The sequence below is a fragment of the Dactylosporangium sp. McL0621 genome, assembly GCF_049995355.1.
In the GTDB taxonomy this organism is placed as follows: Bacteria; Actinomycetota; Actinomycetes; order Mycobacteriales; family Micromonosporaceae; genus Dactylosporangium.
Window position 1 is genome coordinate 1,144,326 of the sequence record NZ_CP188259.1, and the last position, 17,390, is coordinate 1,161,715.

13 protein-coding genes are annotated in these 17,390 nt (G+C 74.1%); 11 read left to right on the plus strand and 2 right to left on the minus strand.

Going from position 1 to position 17,390, the window contains the following annotated elements; genetic code table 11:
* Window positions 1–49 precede the first annotated feature (49 nt).
* The 8 genes from ACPPVO_RS05345 to nudC all read left to right on the plus strand — a co-directional run bounded on the left by ACPPVO_RS05345 (window position 50) and on the right by nudC (window position 12,642).
* Window positions 50–3,151: an ATP-dependent helicase gene (locus ACPPVO_RS05345; RefSeq protein WP_426514544.1), complete on the plus strand. Its 3,102-nt coding sequence runs from the start codon at window positions 50–52 to the stop codon at window positions 3,149–3,151.
* Window positions 3,088–6,369 carry an ATP-dependent helicase gene (locus tag ACPPVO_RS05350; RefSeq protein WP_426510149.1) on the plus strand — a complete coding sequence of 1,094 codons (3,282 nt, stop codon included), beginning with the start codon at window positions 3,088–3,090 and terminating at the stop codon, window positions 6,367–6,369. The genes ACPPVO_RS05345 and ACPPVO_RS05350 overlap by 64 nt, the downstream gene beginning before the upstream one ends.
* Before the next feature lie 108 nt (window positions 6,370–6,477).
* Window positions 6,478–6,639, plus strand: coding sequence for a hypothetical protein (locus tag ACPPVO_RS05355; RefSeq protein WP_426510150.1), 162 nt, complete (start codon window positions 6,478–6,480; stop codon window positions 6,637–6,639).
* A gap of 85 nt (window positions 6,640–6,724) precedes the next feature.
* Window positions 6,725–7,714 carry a hypothetical protein gene (locus tag ACPPVO_RS05360; RefSeq protein WP_426510151.1) on the plus strand — a complete coding sequence of 330 codons (990 nt, stop codon included), beginning with the start codon at window positions 6,725–6,727 and terminating at the stop codon, window positions 7,712–7,714.
* Between the two features lie 46 nt (window positions 7,715–7,760).
* The gene (locus ACPPVO_RS05365; protein ID WP_426510152.1) at window positions 7,761–8,957 is read left to right on the plus strand and encodes a S8 family serine peptidase; all 1,197 of its coding nucleotides are present in this window, start codon (window positions 7,761–7,763) and stop codon (window positions 8,955–8,957) included.
* A gap of 7 nt (window positions 8,958–8,964) precedes the next feature.
* Window positions 8,965–10,260, plus strand: a complete 1,296-nt coding sequence (locus tag ACPPVO_RS05370) for a M16 family metallopeptidase (protein ID WP_426514545.1) — start codon at window positions 8,965–8,967, stop codon at window positions 10,258–10,260.
* A complete protein-coding gene (locus ACPPVO_RS05375) occupies window positions 10,257–11,591 on the plus strand; it encodes a M16 family metallopeptidase (RefSeq protein ID WP_360379806.1) in 1,335 nt (444 codons plus the stop codon). The genes ACPPVO_RS05370 and ACPPVO_RS05375 overlap by 4 nt, the downstream gene beginning before the upstream one ends.
* A 136-nt stretch (window positions 11,592–11,727) precedes the next feature.
* On the plus strand, window positions 11,728–12,642 hold the full coding sequence (nudC, locus tag ACPPVO_RS05380) for an NAD(+) diphosphatase (protein WP_426510153.1): 915 nt from the start codon (window positions 11,728–11,730) through the stop codon (window positions 12,640–12,642).
* On the opposite strand, the gene ACPPVO_RS05385 is transcribed toward nudC, so the two are convergent.
* A complete protein-coding gene (locus tag ACPPVO_RS05385; RefSeq protein WP_426510154.1) occupies window positions 12,620–13,267 on the minus strand; it encodes a hypothetical protein in 648 nt (215 codons plus the stop codon). The two genes, nudC and ACPPVO_RS05385, sit on opposite strands and share 23 nt — an antisense overlap.
* A 79-nt stretch (window positions 13,268–13,346) precedes the next feature.
* Window positions 13,347–13,589 carry a mycoredoxin gene (locus ACPPVO_RS05390; protein WP_360379800.1) on the minus strand — a complete coding sequence of 81 codons (243 nt, stop codon included), beginning with the start codon at window positions 13,587–13,589 and terminating at the stop codon, window positions 13,347–13,349.
* A gap of 83 nt (window positions 13,590–13,672) precedes the next feature.
* Between ACPPVO_RS05390 and ACPPVO_RS05395 the strand changes: the two genes are divergently transcribed.
* The 3 genes from ACPPVO_RS05395 to ACPPVO_RS05405 all read left to right on the plus strand — a co-directional run bounded on the left by ACPPVO_RS05395 (window position 13,673) and on the right by ACPPVO_RS05405 (window position 16,948).
* Window positions 13,673–15,784, plus strand: a complete 2,112-nt coding sequence (locus ACPPVO_RS05395; RefSeq protein ID WP_426510155.1) for an ATP-dependent DNA helicase UvrD2 — start codon at window positions 13,673–13,675, stop codon at window positions 15,782–15,784.
* A gap of 200 nt (window positions 15,785–15,984) precedes the next feature.
* Window positions 15,985–16,446, plus strand: a complete 462-nt coding sequence (locus ACPPVO_RS05400; protein WP_426510156.1) for a hypothetical protein — start codon at window positions 15,985–15,987, stop codon at window positions 16,444–16,446.
* 118 nt (window positions 16,447–16,564) lie between these two features.
* The gene (locus ACPPVO_RS05405; protein ID WP_360379792.1) at window positions 16,565–16,948 is read left to right on the plus strand and encodes a WhiB family transcriptional regulator; all 384 of its coding nucleotides are present in this window, start codon (window positions 16,565–16,567) and stop codon (window positions 16,946–16,948) included.
* Window positions 16,949–17,390 lie beyond the last annotated feature (442 nt).

Genomic DNA, 17,390 nt, shown 5'->3' on the forward strand with positions numbered 1-17,390 from the left:
CGTGACCGCGACCGCTTCCCCCGCGCCGCCGCGCCGGGCCTACCGGCTCGTGCGCCGCGCGCCGGGGCGGGCCGTTCCGGTCGCGGCCGACCCGTGGCAGCGGCTCGTCGTGGAGCACGTCCGGGGGCCGCTGCTCGTCGTCGGCGGGCCCGGCACCGGCAAGACGAGCACGCTGGTCGAGGCCGTCGCTCAGCGCGTCGCCGACGGGGAGGACCCGGAGTCGATCCTGGTCCTGACCTTCGGGCGGCGCGGGGCGAGCCGGCTGCGCGACCGGATCGAGGCGCGGCTCGGGCGCTCCAGCGGACTGCGCACGACGGCCGAGCCGATGGTCAGGACCTTTCACGGGTACGCGTTCGGCCTCCTCCGCCGGGCCGCCGTCGACCGCGGCGAGGCGTCGCCGCGGCTGCTCACCGGGCCCGAGCAGGACCTGGTGATCCGCGAGCTCCTGCCGGAGTCGGCTGCGCCATGGCCGGAGGCGCTGCGCAGCGCGCTCAACACGCGCGCGTTCGCGACCGAGCTGCGCGACCTGCTCCTGCGCGCGGTCGAGCGGGGCGTCGGGCCGGACGGGCTCGCGGCGCTGGCGCGGGTGCACCGCCGCAGCGACTGGAGCGCCGCGGCGGTCTTCTTCCGCGAGTACCTCCAGGTGCTCGCCCTGCGCGACGCGACCGGGCGCGGCTCCGTGGCCTACGACTACGCCGAGCTCGTGCGCGCCGCCGCCGGGATGCTCGCCGACGACGAGGACCTGCTGGCCAGGGAGCGCAACCGGCTGCGGTACGTGTACGTCGACGAGCTCCCCGACACCGACCCCGCCCAGGTCGAGCTGCTGGAGCTCGTCGCCGGCAACGGCAAGCACCTCGTGGCCTTCGCGGACCCGGACTCCTCGACCTTCGCCTTCCGCGGCGCCGACCCGGCGATCGTGAACGACTTCGAGCAGTACTTCCCGGGTGCGGTACAGGTGACGCTGCCTCATTCCCGGCGGCTCGGCGAGGGCCTCCTCGCGCCGATCGGACGGGTCGCGGCGCGCCTGCGCGGGCCCTCGCGGCACCGGGCGATGCTCCCGCAGCGGGCCGGCGGCAGCGTCGAGACGCGCACGTTCGCGTCCGAGACGTCCGAGGCCGCGTTCATCGCGCACCGGCTGCGGGAGGCGCACCTGCTGCGCGGCATCCCGTGGGCGCGGATGGCGGTCGTCGTGCGCTCGACCGCGCGGCAGCTCGCCCCGCTGCAGCGGGCGCTGCACACCGCCGGGGTACCGACGACGACCGAGGCCGAGGACCTGCCGCTGCACCTGCAGCCGGCGGTCGCGCCGCTGCTGCTGCTCCTGCGGTGCGCGCTGGACGACGCGCGGCTGGACGAGGACGCGGCGGTCGCGCTGCTGCACTCGGCGCTGGGCGGGGCCGACCCGCTGGCCGAGCGGCGGCTGCGGCAGGGGCTGCGGGCGCTCGCGCTGGCCGCGGGGGACCGGCGGCCCTCGGGCCTGCTGCTGCTCGCGGCGCTGCGCAACCCGGCCGAGCTGGCGATGGTCGAGCGGCGCTGGGCGGCGCCCGCGCGGGCCGTGGCCGGGCTGCTCCAGCAGGCCCGCGACGCCGCGGCCCGCCCGGGCGCGACGGCCGAGGAGGTGCTGTGGGCGGTGTGGCACGCCGGCGGTCTGGCCGAGCGCTGGTCGGCGCTGAGCGCGCGCGGCGGGCACCGGGGCGCGGCCGCCGACCGGGACCTCGACGCGGTCGTGACGCTCTTCGACGCGGCCGCGCGCTTCACGGACCGGCTGCCGGGCGCGGGTACCGACGTGTTCCTGGACCATGTCGAGGGCCAGGACCTTCCGGCGGACAACCTCGCCCCCATGGCCGACCGCGGCGACGCCGTGCGCATCCTCACCGCGCACGCCGCCAAGGGCCTGGAGTGGGACGTCGTCGCCGTGGCCGGGGTGCAGGAGGGCGTCTGGCCCGACCTGCGGCTGCGCGGCAGCGTGCTCGGCTCGGAGCTGCTGGTCGAGGTGCTGGCCGGGCGGACGATGGAGACCATCGGGCGGCTCTCGGCGCTGCTGGACGAGGAGCGGCGGCTGTTCTACGTGGCCGTGTCGCGGTCCCGGGAGCAGGTGCTGGTGACCGCGGTCGCGTCGGGCGACGGCGAGGAGCAGCCGAGCCGGTTCCTCATCGAGCTGTCGATCGACGACGAGCAGCCCGGGTTCGAGGCGCCCCGCGCGCTCACGCTGCCGACGCTGGTGGCCGAGCTGCGGGTCGCGCTGGTCGACCCCGACGCGCCCGAGGAGCGGCGGGCCGCGGCCGCCGCGCTGCTGGCGCGCCTCGCGCAACAGGAGGTACCGGGGGCGGATCCCGGCGGTTGGTGGGGCCTGCCGGCGCTGTCCGACGAGCGGCCGCTGGTCGACCCGGGCGAGCCGGTGCAGGTGACCCCGTCCACCGTGGAGAGCGTCGAGCGGTGCAGCCTGCGGTGGCTGCTGGAGCGCCACGGCGGGGCGCTGACCCCGTCGCCGGAGCAGTCCATCGGCAACCTCGTGCACGCCGCGGCGATGCTGGCCGCCGACGCCAGCGCGGACCGGGCGCAGCTGGTGGCGTACGTCGCCGACCGCTTCGACGCCATCGAGCTCTCGGCCCGGTGGCTCGCCGGGCGGGAGCGGGACCGCGCGGAGACCATGCTCGACAAGCTCATCGGCTGGCTGGCCGGCAACCCGCGCCGGCTCGTCGCGATCGAGCAGGACTTCCTCGTGGAGCTGGCCGACCCCGAGGCGCCGGTGGAGATCAAGGGGCGGGTCGACCGGCTGGAGCTCGACGAGCACGGGCGGCTCGTGGTCGTGGACCTCAAGACCGGCAAGTCGATCCCGGCCAACGCCAACCTGGCCGAGCACCCGCAGCTGGCCGCGTACCAGGCCGCGATCGAGCTCGGCGCGTTCGAGGAGTCGTCGGTGGCCGGCGGCGCGGCGCTGGTACAGCTGGGCGGCGAGACCAACACCGCGCGCGAGCAGGTCCAGCCGCCGCTGGGCGAGGCCGACGACCCGAACTGGGCCCAGGCCCTGGTGCAGCGCACCGCGAAGACGATGGCCGCCTCGACCTTCAGCGCCGTGGTCAACAACAAGTGCCGGGTCTGCCCGGTGAAGACCGCGTGCCCGGTCTCGGGCAAGGGCCGCCACGTCACATGACGCCCTTGGAGCTGGCCCGACTGCTGAAACTGCCGGCGCCCACGCCGCAGCAGGCGAAGGTCATCGCCGCGCCGGTCGGGCCGCTGCTCGTGGTGGCCGGCGCCGGGTCGGGCAAGACCGAGACGATGGCGGCCCGGGTCGTCTGGCTCGTCGCCAACGGCCACGCCCGCCCGGAGCAGATCCTGGGCCTGACCTTCACCCGCAAGGCCGCCGGTGAGCTCTCGCACCGGGTGCGCCAGCGCCTCGGCCAGCTCGTGCGCAGAATCGGAGGTGGGGGCCGCGCCGAGACCGAACTCACCGTCGGCGAGCCGACGGTGGCCACCTACCACTCGTACGCGGCCCGGGTCGTGCGCGAGCACGGCGTGCGGGCCGGGTTCGAGCCGTCGACCCGGCTGCTGACCGAGGCCGCGTGCTGGCAGCTCGCCGACGCGGTCGTGCGCGCGTACGACGGCGACATGACCGCGGTCTCGGCCGCCCCGTCGACCGTTGTCGATGCGGTGCTGCACCTCGCCGGCGACCTGGCCGAGCACCTGCGCGAGCCCGCCGACGTGGCCGCGTGGACGGGGCGGTTCTTCGCCGAGATGGGCTCGAAGACCGGCAAGATGGCCAAGCCGGTGCGCGACGTGCTCTCCCGGCAGCAGGCGCGCCTGCAGCTGCTGCCGTTGATCCGGCAGTACGCCGAGAAGAAGGCCCTGCTGGAGGCGATGGACTTCGGCGACCAGCTGTCGCGCGGGGCGGCCGTCGCGACCGCGCACCCCGAGGTCGGCCAGGTCGAGCGGGACCGCTTCCGGATCGTGCTGCTGGACGAGTACCAGGACACCTCCCACGCCCAGGTGGTGCTGCTGCGCGCCCTGTTCGGCGGCGGCCACCCGGTCACCGCGGTCGGCGACCCGTGCCAGTCCATCTACGGCTGGCGCGGCGCCTCGGCCGGCACCCTGGAGCGCTTCCCGGCCGAGTTCCCGGTGACGGCCGAGGAGCCGGCGCCGTTGATGGAGCTGACCACGAGCTGGCGCAACCGGCCCGAGATCCTCGACATCGCCAACACCCTGTCCGCGCCGCTGCGCGCGTACGGCGCCCGCGTCGCCGAGCTCGCCCCGGCCGACGTGCTCGCCGAGCCCGCCTCGACCGCGACCGTGCACTGCGCCCTGCTCGACACGTACACCGAGGAGGCCGCCTGGCTCGCCGACCGGGTCCTCGCCTCGTGGCGGCTGGCGGCGAAGGTCGAGCCGGACACGTTCCCGTACGACATCCCCGTCGAGGACCGCCCGTCGACCGCCGTGCTCGTGCGGACCCGGGCCCAGATCCCGGCGCTGGAGAACGCGCTGCGCTCGCGGGGCCTGCCGGTCGAGGTCGTCGGCCTCGGCGGGCTGCTGGACACCCCCGAGGTACGCGACGTGGTGAGCATCATGCGGGTGCTCGCCGACCCCGCCGAGGGCGCGGCGCTCCTGCGCATCCTCACCGGCCCCCGGTGGCGGATCGGCCCGCGGGACCTGGTCGCCCTCTACCGGCGCGCCCGGGCGCTCGCCGCCGCGCGCCGCCACGGGGACAGCGCCGCCGAGCCGGAGCTCGCGGACCGGCTGGACGAGGCGGTACTCGTGGAGGCCCTCGACGACCTGGGCGACCCCGAGCTGTACTCCGAGGAGGGCCACCGCCGCTTCGTGCGCCTCGGCGGCGAGCTGCGTGCCCTGCGCCGCCGGCTCGACCAGCCGCTGCCCGACCTCGTCGCCGACCTGGAGCGCGTCACCGGCCTCGACGTCGAGGTCGCCGCCCGCCCCGGCGACGCCGGTCTGGCCCGGGGCCACCTCGACGCGTTCGGCAACATCGCGGCCCGCTTCGCCGCCGAGTCGGAGGGTGCCACGCTGAGCGCGTTCCTGGCGTTCCTGGCCGCGGCCGAGAACGAGGAGCGGGGCCTGGCCCCGGGCGAGGTCGAGGTCGTCGCCGGGGCGGTGCAGATCCTCACCGCGCACGCGGCCAAGGGCCTGGAGTGGGACGTGGTGGCCGTCGCCGGGCTGTGCACGGACGTCTTCCCGGGGCCGAGCAACGCGGGCGACCACTGGCTGCGCGGCCTCGGCGTGCTGCCGTTCCCGCTGCGCGGCGACCACGCCGGGCTGCCCGCGCTGCGCCTCGCCGGCGTCGAGGACATCAAGGGCGTGGTCGGGGCGCTGGAGACGTTCACCCGGGACTGGCGCGAGCACGACATCCGGGAGGAGCGGCGGCTCGCGTACGTCGCCGTCACCCGCCCCCGCCGGCTGCTGCTGGCGAGCGGGTACTGGTGGGGTGAGGGGGTCAAGCGGGCCCGCGGCGCCTCGGTGTTCCTGGACGAGATCCGCGAGCGCTGCCTGGCCGGGGCCGGGGTGGTCGACGTCTGGGCGCCCAAGCCGGAGGCCGACGCGCAGAACCCGACCGCCGCCGACGTGCCCAGCGCCAGCTGGCCCGCCGACCCGCTCGGCCACCGCCGCCCGCTGTTGGAGGCGGCCGCCGAGCTGGTCCGCGCGGCCGACCCCGAGGCGCCCCTGGACACCGGCGACCCGCTCGTGGCGCGCTGGGCCGGCGAGGCCGAGCTGCTGCTGGCCGAGCGCGCCCGGCTCGCGCCCCGGGCCGGCGGGACGGTCGAGGTCGCGCTGCCCGGGCACCTCTCGGTGTCGCAGCTGGTGTCGCTGCGCCGCGACCCGCAGCGGCTGGCCCGCTCGCTGCGCCGCCCGCTGCCGGCCCGCCCGGACCCGTACGCGCGCCGCGGCACCGCCTTCCACCACTGGCTCGAGCAGCGCTTCCGGGCCGAGCGGCTGATCGACCTCGACGAGCTGCCGGGCGCGGCCGACGAGGACGCCGCCCCCGACTCGGCGCTGGCCGACCTGCAGGCGCGGTTCCTGGCCAGCGAATGGGCCGACCGGGTGCCGCTCGACGTCGAGGTGCCGTTCGCGTCGGTGATCGCCGGGGTGGTGGTGCGCGGGCGGATGGACGCGGTCTACCGGTACCCGGACGGCCGCTTCGACGTCGTGGACTGGAAGACCGGCGGGCGCCCGGGCGGTGTGGACGCGACGGCGGCGGCGGTGCAGCTGGCGGCCTACCGCCTGGCGTGGGCGCAGCTGCGGGGGGTGCCCCTGGCCGGCGTCGGGGCCGCGTTCTTCTACGTGCGCAGCGGCGAGACGGTCCGCCCGGCCGACCTGCTGGACGAGGCCGGGCTGCTCGCCCTCATCACGGAGCTTCCCGCCACCTAGGTAACAGCCAAGTCTCAATGAATTGGCAAGCTTCCGACACGCGCCTGTCGGTGCAACCGATCCGTCCCCGAAGCTGTCCAAGAGGGCATGCGAGGGGGAGCGCTCAACATGCAGGCACCGTACGTTCGCGAAGTCGCACTGGTGGTGGGCGTTGCCACCGCCGGGGTGCTGACCGTTGCGCTCGTGGTCATCGGACCCGTGGCGGCGGCCGATTCGCACCGCTATCCGCAGGTCACCCAGCTGCACCCGCCGCCCCACCCGCAGCCGTAGTCCACAACCCCCAGCGAATCCCCAGCTGGGCGGGGCGGGGGGCTGCTGGTCGCCGTCGCATTCGGCTGCGACACTGGGTTTTGACATGACCGAGCAGAATTCGCCGTGGGCGACGCCGGACACACAGACCGTGATCGAACCGGTCACCGTGCCCGCGTCGCCATCAGCCGCACCCGCCGAACCGTTCCGCCGGCGCGAGCAGCGGGTCGCGGGGGGCTACGCGTCCGGGCGGGTCGGGCGGTCGGGGACGCCTCCCGTGGTACCGCCGCCGGATCTGCCGGATCTCGAGCGCGCCGGCGACGACGATCCGATCCGCCGCAACCAGCGAATCCTGAAGTGGCTGGGCGGGGGCGCCATCCTGGTCGTCGCGATCGGGCTCATCGTGATCCTCGTGTCGGTGATGACCAACAACGCGACCACGCCGGGCGGGCTGTTCAACAAGCAGGCCGAGGGGCCCAGCGACACCCGGCCCGAGCTGGCGCGGCGCTGCCCGCCGCCGACGATCCCGCCGGACAACCCGAACCAGGGCGGCGAGGAGGTCCCGCCGGGTCCGCGCACGAGCGACGGCGAGTCCGGGATCAGCTACAAGCAGTACGGCCAACCCTGGCGCCCGCTCGCCGAGAACTGGCGCGACCAGGGCGAACTCAAGATCACGTACCGCATCGGCCAGGACTTCGTCACCGAGCCGAACTACGACGGGGCCGGCGCCGACTACCATGCCACGATCCTGTCCGGCCACGTTCCGGCCGCGGTAAACGACGGCATGGTGCTCGACCTGCACTGCGTCGGCGACCAGATCGCCGCCGACGTGCGGGTCAGCTTCTACCCCAAGGGCAACCAGCTCGAGCAGATCGCGGCGAAGGACCTGACGCTGGGCGGGCGCCCGGCCCGGCTGCTCAAGTTCCGCCTGCACTTCAACCAGCCCGGGCTGCGGGCCAAGAGCGAACTGGTCTCGATCGCCCTGGTGGACCTGGGCAAGCCCGAGGCGGCGATCCTGTACGTGTCCATCCCCGACACGCACCGTCAGTTCGACTACGTCGCCGACGAGGCCCCCGAGAGCATCCGCCCCGTCTGAGCAGGGCAAGTGGCGCCGCTTGCATCCATCCGGCACGCTAGCCCGCATGAAGCAGCGGCTGGCCGCGGTGGCCCTCGGACTCTTCGCGGCCGTGGTGCCCGCCGGCGCCGCCCGGGCCGACGTCATCCGCGACACCGAGTGGCACCTGCGGTACCTCAGCGTCGCCGAGGCCAACGGGCACACCCGCGGCGAGGGCGTGACGGTCGCGGTGATCGACCGCGGCGTCGACCGGGCCCACGCCGACCTCGCCGGCGCCGTGCTCGACCCCGTCCGCGTCACCACGCCGGGCGACCCCGGGGCCGCGCCGAGCCCCTCGGACCCGCCGGCCGCCGGCGTCCCGGAGGCCGACCCGGACGGGCACGGTACCGCGCTCGCCGGCATCATCGCCGGTCAGGGCCACGGCCCTGAGCACGCCGACGGCGTCATCGGCATCGCGCCCGGCGCCAAGGTGCAGCCGATCGTGCTCGACACCCCGGTCGGCCGGGCGCCCACCGGCGACGAGCTCGCGGCCGGCATCGAGGCGGCGATCGCCCAGCGCACCGCGGTCATCGTGATCGGGTACTCGGTGGCCGGCAGCGAGCGGCTGCTGCAGGCGGTCCGCGACGCCCAGGCCGCCGACGCGATAATCGTGGCCGCCGACGGCGACCAGCCCGGCCGCGACTTCGAGCCCTACCCGGCCGCCTACGACGGCGTGCTCGCCGCGGTTCCGCTCACCCGCACCGGCGAGGTGCTCGTGAGCTCGGCGAGCGGCCGCAAGCTGGGCCTGGGCGTGCCCGGGTTCCAGATCATGACCACGAACAGCGGCAACCGGTACCGCGTCGACGACGGCAGCGCCTCGCCCGGCATCCTCGGGGCCGCGGTCGCGCTGGTCCGGGCGGCGTACCCGGGGGTCAAGGCGCCCGAGATCGTCCGCCGGCTCACGCTGACCGCGGTCGACGCGGGCCCGGCCGGCCCCGACGCCGACAACGGCCTCGGGCGGCTCGATCTCGTCCAGGCGCTCACCCGGCGGCTGCCGAGCCCCTCGCCGTCACCTTCGGTGAGATCAACATCACTCGCCGTCTCTCCGGCGACCACGCCGGTCGCGGCACCCTCGACACCGCGCTCCCGCGGGCCTTACGGCTGGCTGCTGGGCCTGCCGCTGCTCGCCGTGATCGCCGGAGTGGGCGTCTACGCCGGTCTGGCCGAACGCCGAATCCGGATTTCGGCCCGGAACGAAGTAGATTCGGTGGGTGTCCAGTCGTAGCCCCGCTGTGCGGATCCCGGCTTCCAAGTATCCCGTCGAGCGCTTCACCCTGGCCAACGGCCTGCGCGTGGTGCTGACCCCAGATCGCGCCGCGCCGGTCGTCGGCGTGGCGGTGGTCTACGACGTCGGCATCAGATCCGAGCCCCAGGGGCGCACCGGCTTCGCCCACCTGTTCGAACACCTGATGTTCCAGGGCTCGGAAAACCTGGAGAAGCTCGCCCACTTCCGGCACGTGCAGGGCTCGGGCGGCACGTTCAACGGCTCGACGCACTTCGACTACACCGACTACTTCGAGACGCTGCCCTCCAACGCGCTGGAGCGGGCCCTCTTCCTCGAGGCCGACCGGATGCGCGCGCCGCGGCTGACCGAGGAGAACCTCCGCAACCAGATCGACGTGGTCAAGGAGGAGATCCGGGTCAACGTGCTCAACCGCCCCTACGGCGGCTTCCCCTGGCTGCGGCTCCCCCCGGTCATGTTCGACACGTTCGCCAACGCCCACGACGGCTACGGCTCGTTCGAGGACCTCGAGTCGGCGACCGTGGCCGACGCGGCCGACTTCTTCGACCGGTACTACGCCTGCGGCAACGCCGTGCTCGCGGTCTCCGGGGACTTCGACGTGGCCACCGCGACCGAGCTGGTCGAGCGGCACTTCGGCGACGTGCCGGCCCGGCCCGCGCCGGTGCGCCCCGACTTCACCGAGCCCGACCTCACCGCCGAGCGCCGCTCCACCTACGAGGACCGGCTGGCGCCGCTGCCCGCCATCGCGGCCGCCTGGCGGGTGCCCGACCCGGTCAACGACCTCGCCGGCTACCTGCCCTATGTGGTGCTCGCCGAGGTCCTCACCGACGGCGACGCGTCGCGCCTGGTCGAGCGGCTGGTGCTGCGGGACCGGTCGGTGACCAGCGTCGGCGGGTACATCGGCTTCATGGGGGAGCCCTTCGCGGTACGCGACCCCACCGCCCTGGTGCTGCAGGCCCACCTCCCTCCCGGCGGCGACGTCGACAAGGTGCTGCGCACCGTCGAGGAGGAGTGCGCCCGCATCGCGAGCGACGGGCTCGCCCCCGACGAGCTGAGCCGGACCCAGGCGCGCATGGCCACCCACCTGCTGCGCGACACCGACGCGGTGCTCGGCCGCGCCCTGCAGATGGCCGTGCTGGAGCAGCAGCGCGGCGAGCCGGAGCTGCTCAACCGGCTCCACACGCTGATCGGTGACGTCACCGAGGAGCAGATCGTCGCGGCCGCGGCCCAGCTCGTGCCGTCCCGCCGCGCCGCGGTCGAGGTCATCGCCGGAGGAGCCAAGTGACTGTGCCAACCCCCTCGCGCGCCCTGCCGGTCCTCGGGCCCAACCGCGCGCTCAAGGTGCCCTCGACCGTCGAGCACACCCTGGACAACGGCCTCACCGTGATCGCGCTGCGCCGCCCGTCGGTGCCGCTGGCGGAGGTCCGGCTCCGGATGCCCTTCGCCCAGGCCGACCTGTCCCGGGCCGCGCTGCTGACCCAGACGGTGCTGTCCGGCACCTCGACCATGTCGACCGTCGACATCGCGGCCGAGCTGCAGAAGGTCGGCGGCGGGCTCTCCGCCGGGGCCGACCCCGACCGCCTGCTGATTTCGGGCAACTCCCTGGTGGACGGCCTCGACCGGCTGCTGGACATCCTTTCGGCCGTGCTCACCGACGCCGCGTACCCGGCGGAGGAGGTCGACACCGAGCGCGCCCGCCTCGTCGACCGGATCCGCGTCGCGCAGAGCCAGCCGAGCCACCTGGCCCGGGTCGCGCTGCTCAAGCGGATGTACGGCGCCCACCCCTACGCGGTGCAGACCCCGGCGCCGGAGCAGGTCGAGTCGGTCGTACCCGACGAGCTGCGACTGCTGCACAGCGAACGGGTACATCCGGCCGGCGCCACGCTCGTGGTCGTCGGCGACCTCGAGCCGGAGCAGGCGATCGCCGCGGCCGAGCGGATGCTGGGCAAGTGGAACGGCGGCGGCCTGCTGGCCGAGCTGCCGCCCGCCCCGGCGCTCGAGCCCGGCCCGCTGACCCTGGTCGACCGGCCCGACTCGGTGCAGTCCTCGCTGCGCCTGGCGCTGCCGGCGGTGTCGCGCCGGCACCCCGACCACGCCGCGCTGCAGCTGGCGAACCTGGTCTTCGGCGGGTACTTCTCCTCCCGCTGGGTCGAGAACATCCGCGAGGACAAGGGATACACCTACGGCCCCCACTCGCTCATCGAGCACGCCGTCGCCGGCTCCGCGCTCGTGGTCTCCGCCGAGGTCGCCACCGAGGTGACCGGTCCGGCGCTGCTGGAGACGCTGTACGAGCTCGGGCGGATCGCCAGCCTCCCGCCGAAGGACGAGGAGCTGGAGCAGGCGCGGCAGTACGCGCTGGGCACGCTCCAGCTCGGGATGTCCACCCAGGCCGGGCTGGCCGGGCTGGTATCCACCTACGCGGGCTTCGGGCTGCGGCTGGACTACCTGGCCGAGCACGCCGCCCGGCTGGCCAAGGCGAGCAAGGAGGACGTGGCCGCGGCGGCCGCGCAGTACCTGGCCCCGGCCCGGGCCGCCGCCGTCGTCCTCGGCGACGCCGCCCGGATCGAGTCCGGGCTCGCCGCCCTCACCTCGGTCCAGCGCGCCGAGGCGGCATGACCGGTCCGGAGCGAAGCGGCGCCTGGTCTGGGTCGATCGGCGCGAAGCCTCATCGAGCCAGACTGGGCGGAGGGGCCGGGCATCGGGAAGCCCAGCTCGACGGTCAGGCCGCCGACGAGCGCAGCGAGGAGGTGGCATGACCGCGTTAGTTCCCGACGCTCCGCCGTTCGCGCGCGGCCCGCTCGACCGGGCCGCGCACCGGCGCACCGACGAGGCCTGGCTCGCCGCGGCCTTCGAACGGGCCCGGGTCGTGGTGGTCGACGACGGCCACGTGCTGGTCCACCCGGGCGACGCGCCGGAGCTGGTCTTCATCGATCCCGCCGACGCGCCGGCGGGGGAGCGCTTCTTCCTCGGTGAGGAGGACGACGGCACGGTGTACTTCGCGGTCGCCGCCGACGTCACCGAGTCCGAGGGCACCCGCCGGGTCAACCTGCGCCAGGTCGGGGCGGCCCTGACCGACCTGCCCGCGGGGCTGTTCATCACCTCGGTCGCGCTGGCCAACTGGCACTCGCGCCACCCGTACAGCCCGCTGAGCGGCCGGCTGACCCGCCCCGCCCAGGGCGGCTGGGTGCGGGTGACCGAGGACGGCGAGGAGACGCTCTGGCCGCGCACCGACCCCGCGGTGATCATGCTCGTGCACGACGGCGTGGCCGGCCCGGACGGGCGCTGCCTGCTCGGGTTCAACGCGCAGTGGAAGGCGCTCGGCGCCACGGTGCCGCGCTTCTCCACCCTCGCCGGGTTCGTGGAGCCCGGCGAGTCGGCCGAGATGGCGGTCGCCCGGGAGGTGCTCGAGGAGGTCGGCGTGCGCGTCGGCGCGGTCACGTACCTCGCCAGCCAGCCCTGGCCCTTCCCGGGCTCGCTGATGCTCGGCTTCCACGCGCTCGCCCCGGAGGGCGCGGCGATCACCGTCGACGTGGAGGAGATCGCGGAGGCGCGGTGGCTGACGCGGAGCGAGATCGCGGCGGTGCTCGCGGGCGAGTCGGCCGAGTTCGGGCTGCCGTTCCCGGCCTCGATCGCGCACTACCTGATCACGTCCTGGCTGTACGCCTGAGCGCTTCGCGGTGCCAGTCCGCGCACCAGCGGTCCAGGACGGCGGCGGCGTGCGCCGGGGAGACCTCGCGCAGCTCGTCGTCGACGCCTGGTCCGGGTCGGTCTCCGCGAAGCGTCACCGAGCCGGACTGGGCGTTGCGCTGGCTCACGAAGGCGTTGGTGGGGTGCCAGGCGAGGTCGCGCCAGACGGCCTCCTCGGCGACCCCGCCCGCCGGGCCCACCGTGCGCCGCAGCAGCGACAGCGGGCGCTCCGGCGTCGTCTCGGGACTGACCCGCACGAAGTACGTGACCAGCTGCCGCGGGTCCACCGGCGGCCCGGCGCGCCAGGCGCGCATCGCCTCGTCGTTGAGCCGTTCCCCGGGCGCGGGCGCCTCGGGCCGGTAGGAGTGGGCGTGCATGCGCGCGAGCAGGTCGGGCTCGGGCGCGAGGCCCTCGTCGCGGATCTCGCCCACGAAGCGCTCCGGCCACAGCCACAGCCCGTCGGTGTGCAGCACGGCCGGCCCGTGGCCGCGGCCTATCGTCGTGCCGCCCGCGAGGTAGTCGGCGATCCGGCGGCGCCGCTCGGGATCGGCCACCCGCGGCCGCTCCGGCGCGTTGCGCACGGCGTACAGACGGGCAACCCGCATGGTGGCCGGCCTTCCCATCCAGGGAACTCCATCGAATCCCGGCGTTTCTAGCCAGCCACCGTAACGGATTTGCTCCAGTTCAGCTACCGACAGTTTCCAGATGCTTCTTGACCTGCACGATCGTCGGGTTGGTCATGGACACGCCGTCGTCGAAGCGCAGGGTCGGAACCGTCTGGTTGCCGCCGTTGACGGTCTCGACGAACTTCGCGGCCGCGGGGTCCCGCTCGATGTCGATCACCTGGTACTGGATGCCCTCGCGGTCCATCTGGGTCTTGAGGCGGTGGCAGTAGCCGCACCAGGTGGTGGAGTACATGGTCAGCATGGGGTGGTTCCTCCAGAAAGCATCGGCGGGGTCACACAGGCGATACGGCATAACGTCGTACCCAACTGGAATGATGTCCAGCTGTGGCGGACTCCTCAGAGATTCTCGCGGGATTGGACCGGGACCAGTCCATCGCCGTGACCGCCCCGGCGGGACCCCTGTGCATCCTCGCCGGCGCGGGGACGGGCAAGACCAGGGCGATCACGCATCGCATCGCCCACCGGGTCCGGTCCGGGCAGGTCCGGGCCCAGCACGTCCTCGCCGTGACGTTCACCGCGCGCGCGGCCGCCGAGATGCGCGAGCGCCTGGGGCGCCTGGGCGCCGACGGGGTGCAGGCGCGCACGTTCCACGCGGCGGCGCTGCGCCAGGTGCGGTATTTCGCGCCCCGGCTCTTCTCCGGCCGTGACATGCCCCAGCTGCTGGACAGCAAGGCCCGGCTGGTGGGCCTGGCCGCGACCAAGGCTGGGCTGAAGACCGACCGCGAGGTGTCGCGCGACCTCGCGAGCGAGATCGAGTGGGCCAAGGCGTCGCTCATCGAGCCGGACGACTACGCGGCCGCGGCGGCCAAGGCGCTGCGCGAGCCGCCGTTCGACGGGGCCCTGGTCGGCAAGGTGTACGCGCACTACGAGCGGGCCAAGCGCGCCCAGGGCGTGATCGACTTCGAGGACATGATCCGCGCCGCGATCTGGGCCGTCGAGGAGCACCCGGACGTCGCCGAGCAGGTCCGGGCGCAGTACCGGCACTTCGTCGTCGACGAGTACCAGGATGTCAACCCGATGCAGCAGCGGCTGCTCGACGCCTGGCTGGGCGGGCGCGAAGACCTCACCGTCGTCGGCGACGCCAGCCAGACGATCTACTCGTTCACCGGGGCGAGCGCGTCGTACCTCGTGGACTTCCGCCGCCGCCACCCCGGCGCCACGGTCGTCCGGCTCACCCGCGACTACCGCTCCACCCCGCAGGTCGTCGGCCTCGCCAACGCCGTCATCTCCCGCGCCCGCGGCGAGCTGTCCCGGCTGCGGCTGGAGCTCGTCGGGCAGCGCCCGGCCGGTCCGGAGCCGACCGTGAAGACCTTCGCCGACGAGCCCGAGGAGGCCGCGGCCGTGGCGGCGCGCTGCGCGGAGCTGATCGCCGCCGGCACCCCGGCGCGCGAGATCGCCGTGCTGTTCCGGGTCAACGCCCAGTCCGAGGTCTACCAGGAGGCGCTGGCCGAGGCCGGCATCCCCTACGTGGTACACGGCACCGAGCGCTTCTTCGAGCGCACCGAGGTCCGCGAGGCGATGATCGCGCTGCGCTCCTACCGCGGCCCGCACGAGGGCGGGCTGCTCGAGATCGTGCACACGGCCCTCGAGCGGGTGGCCTGGCGCGCCGACGCCCCGCCCGCCGGCGGGGCCCAGCGGGAGCGCTGGGAGGCGGTCGCCGCGCTCGTCAACCTGGCCGAGGGCATGGCGACGCTGTCGCTGGACGAGTTCAACACCGAGCTGCAGCGGCGGTCGGCCCTGCAGCACGTGCCGACCGTCGAAGGCGTCACGCTGTCCTCGCTGCACTCCGCCAAGGGGCTCGAGTGGGACGCCGTGTTCCTCGTCGGGCTCACCGAGGGGACCCTCCCGGTGATCCACGCCCGCACGCCGGACGCGGTGGAGGAGGAGCGGCGGCTGCTGTACGTCGGCGTCACCCGCGCCCGCCACACTCTCTGGCTCTCGCACGCGGCCGCGCGCACCCCCGGCGGCCGGGCCCGGCGGCCGAGCCGGTTCGTGCCCACGACCTCCTCGGCCGGCGCGGCCTCGGCCGGCGCCGCGCCCGCTCCGCGCCGCCCGCTGGACAAGGCCGCCGTGGCCGGGCGGGTCCGGCGGGTCATGGCCGTGTCGTGCCGGGTGTGTGGCACCGGGCTGGTCAACGGGGCCGACCGCAAGCTCGGGCGCTGCTCGACGTGCCCGTCGGACCTCGACGAGGACCTGCTGGCCCGGCTGGTGGACTGGCGGGCCCGGCTGGCCGCGATCCAGAAGGTGCCGGCGTTCGTGGTCTTCACCGACGTGACGCTGTCCGCGATCGCCGAGCGGCGGCCGTCGCGCCGCGAGGAGCTGGCCGCCATTGCGGGGATCGGGCCGCGAAAGCTGATGTTGTACGGCGACGACGTCATCGCCCTCGTGGGTGGCACGAGCGTCGACGCGCTGGCCCGGTCCATCGATGAAGTTTGAGCGTTTCGGGGCACCACGAGCTGGCCCGACATGGCACACTGAGTACCGGCGCGAGCGGTTGCCCGGGGGCTGGAAACTGACAAAAAACTTTCCCCGATAAATCGTTTGCCCTACCGTTGGGGCACGGCATAGCCTGCGAACACGACGCCGGACGACCGGCGGTCGACTCACGACGAGTAGCTAGAGAGAAGGTGGGACCCGTGAAGCTCTATCTGACCTCGGAGCGGCACGCGCTGCTGCCTGCCCTCTGCTTGTCGACAGCGCCGACCGCTTCCCGGCAATGGCAGGACTCTGCCCTGGCTCCGGCTGCTCTGGTTCCGACCGCGCGCGTTGCGGGCGTTACCGGCGTTCCGGCTGCTCTGGTTCCGACCGCGCGCGTTGCGGGCGTTACCGGCGTTCCGGCTGCTCTGGTTCCGGCCGCGCTCGTCGCGGGCGCTACCGGGTCGGCCCGGGTGGATCTGGCGGTTCGGGAGACCGAGCCGGCGGAGATCCGGACCGACGTCACGACCGATGAGATCCACGTCGCCTCGGCGGCTCTGCTCGACCAGCGCGGAATCCGGGTTCAGGGGACCACTGGGTTCAGCGCGAAGCACGACGACATGACGGCTCCGAAGCCCAATGGCGGAGTCCGCGGCATACCACCTCGAGGCAGGCCGGTCTAACAGACCGACCAACCGGCTCACCTCGAGGCCGCGGAACCCGTAACCGGGATCCGCGGCCTCATTCGTTTGCACCGAACGATCACACCAAACGATCGAAAGACAGAAAGGGGTGACCGGGATGAGCCTGGCCTTGGCATCGATCGATGTGCGCATCGACCCGGCCTCGGACGAGCGTCTCCGTGCGGCTGCGCGGGGTGTGAAGTCCGACCTGCCGTGCCGCACCTTCGACCCGGACCTGTGGTTCGCCGACTCGCCGGCGGAGCTCGAGCTCGCGAAGTCGCTCTGCGTGGAGTGCCCGCTCCGCGCCGAGTGCCTGGCGGGCGCGATCGAGCGCGCCGAGCCCTGGGGCGTCTGGGGCGGCGAGATCTTCGAGCGCGGCGCGGTTGTGCCGCGTAAGCGTCCGCGGGGCCGCCCGCGCAAGGAGGACGTCGCTCGCGACGCCGTCCTGCGCGGCGAGGTTGCCGCCCGTACGGCGGCCGTGGTCGCCGGTGTGGCGGCCTGAGATGAGCGCACATCGCCAGCCGGCCAGCCGAGGACTGCGCGCCGCGCAGCCGACCCGGCTTAGTTCCACCGAGTTCGTCACCGACCGACCCAGGAGTTACGCGATGTCTTTGCAACTACTTCACGAAGCACTGTCGAGAGCGCGAATGCGTCGGCCTCAGACTGCCATCCACTCTGAGGCTTACCCGTCCGCCCGTCAGGTCGCCATGCGCGCTCGTCGCGAGCAGGAGCGTTTCCTGACCCGACCCTGACCCTGATGACGAGAAACGGGCCCCTTCACGCGGAGGGGCCCGTTTCCATGTCCTGTTACTGCTGCTTCTTCGCGCGTGCCTTCTTCGCGCGTGCCTTCTTCGCGCGTGCCTTCTTCGCGCGTGCCTTCTTCGCGCGTGCCTTCTTCGCGCGTGCCTTCTTCGCGCGTGCCTTCTTCGCGCGTGCCTTCTTCG

Excerpts from the sequence above, each read along its gene's own strand:
- ACPPVO_RS05355 (WP_426510150.1), top strand. The coding sequence starts at position 6,478 with ATGCAGGCACCGTACGTTCGCGAAGTCGCACTGGTGGTGGGCGTTGCC.
- ACPPVO_RS05360 (WP_426510151.1), top strand. The coding sequence starts at position 6,725 with ATGACCGAGCAGAATTCGCCGTGGGCGACGCCGGACACACAGACCGTG.
- ACPPVO_RS05365 (WP_426510152.1), top strand. The coding sequence starts at position 7,761 with ATGAAGCAGCGGCTGGCCGCGGTGGCCCTCGGACTCTTCGCGGCCGTG.
- nudC (WP_426510153.1), top strand. The coding sequence starts at position 11,728 with ATGACCGCGTTAGTTCCCGACGCTCCGCCGTTCGCGCGCGGCCCGCTC.
- ACPPVO_RS05385 (WP_426510154.1), bottom strand. The coding sequence starts at position 13,267 with ATGCGGGTTGCCCGTCTGTACGCCGTGCGCAACGCGCCGGAGCGGCCG.
- ACPPVO_RS05390 (WP_360379800.1), bottom strand. The coding sequence starts at position 13,589 with ATGCTGACCATGTACTCCACCACCTGGTGCGGCTACTGCCACCGCCTC.
- ACPPVO_RS05405 (WP_360379792.1), top strand. The coding sequence starts at position 16,565 with ATGAGCCTGGCCTTGGCATCGATCGATGTGCGCATCGACCCGGCCTCG.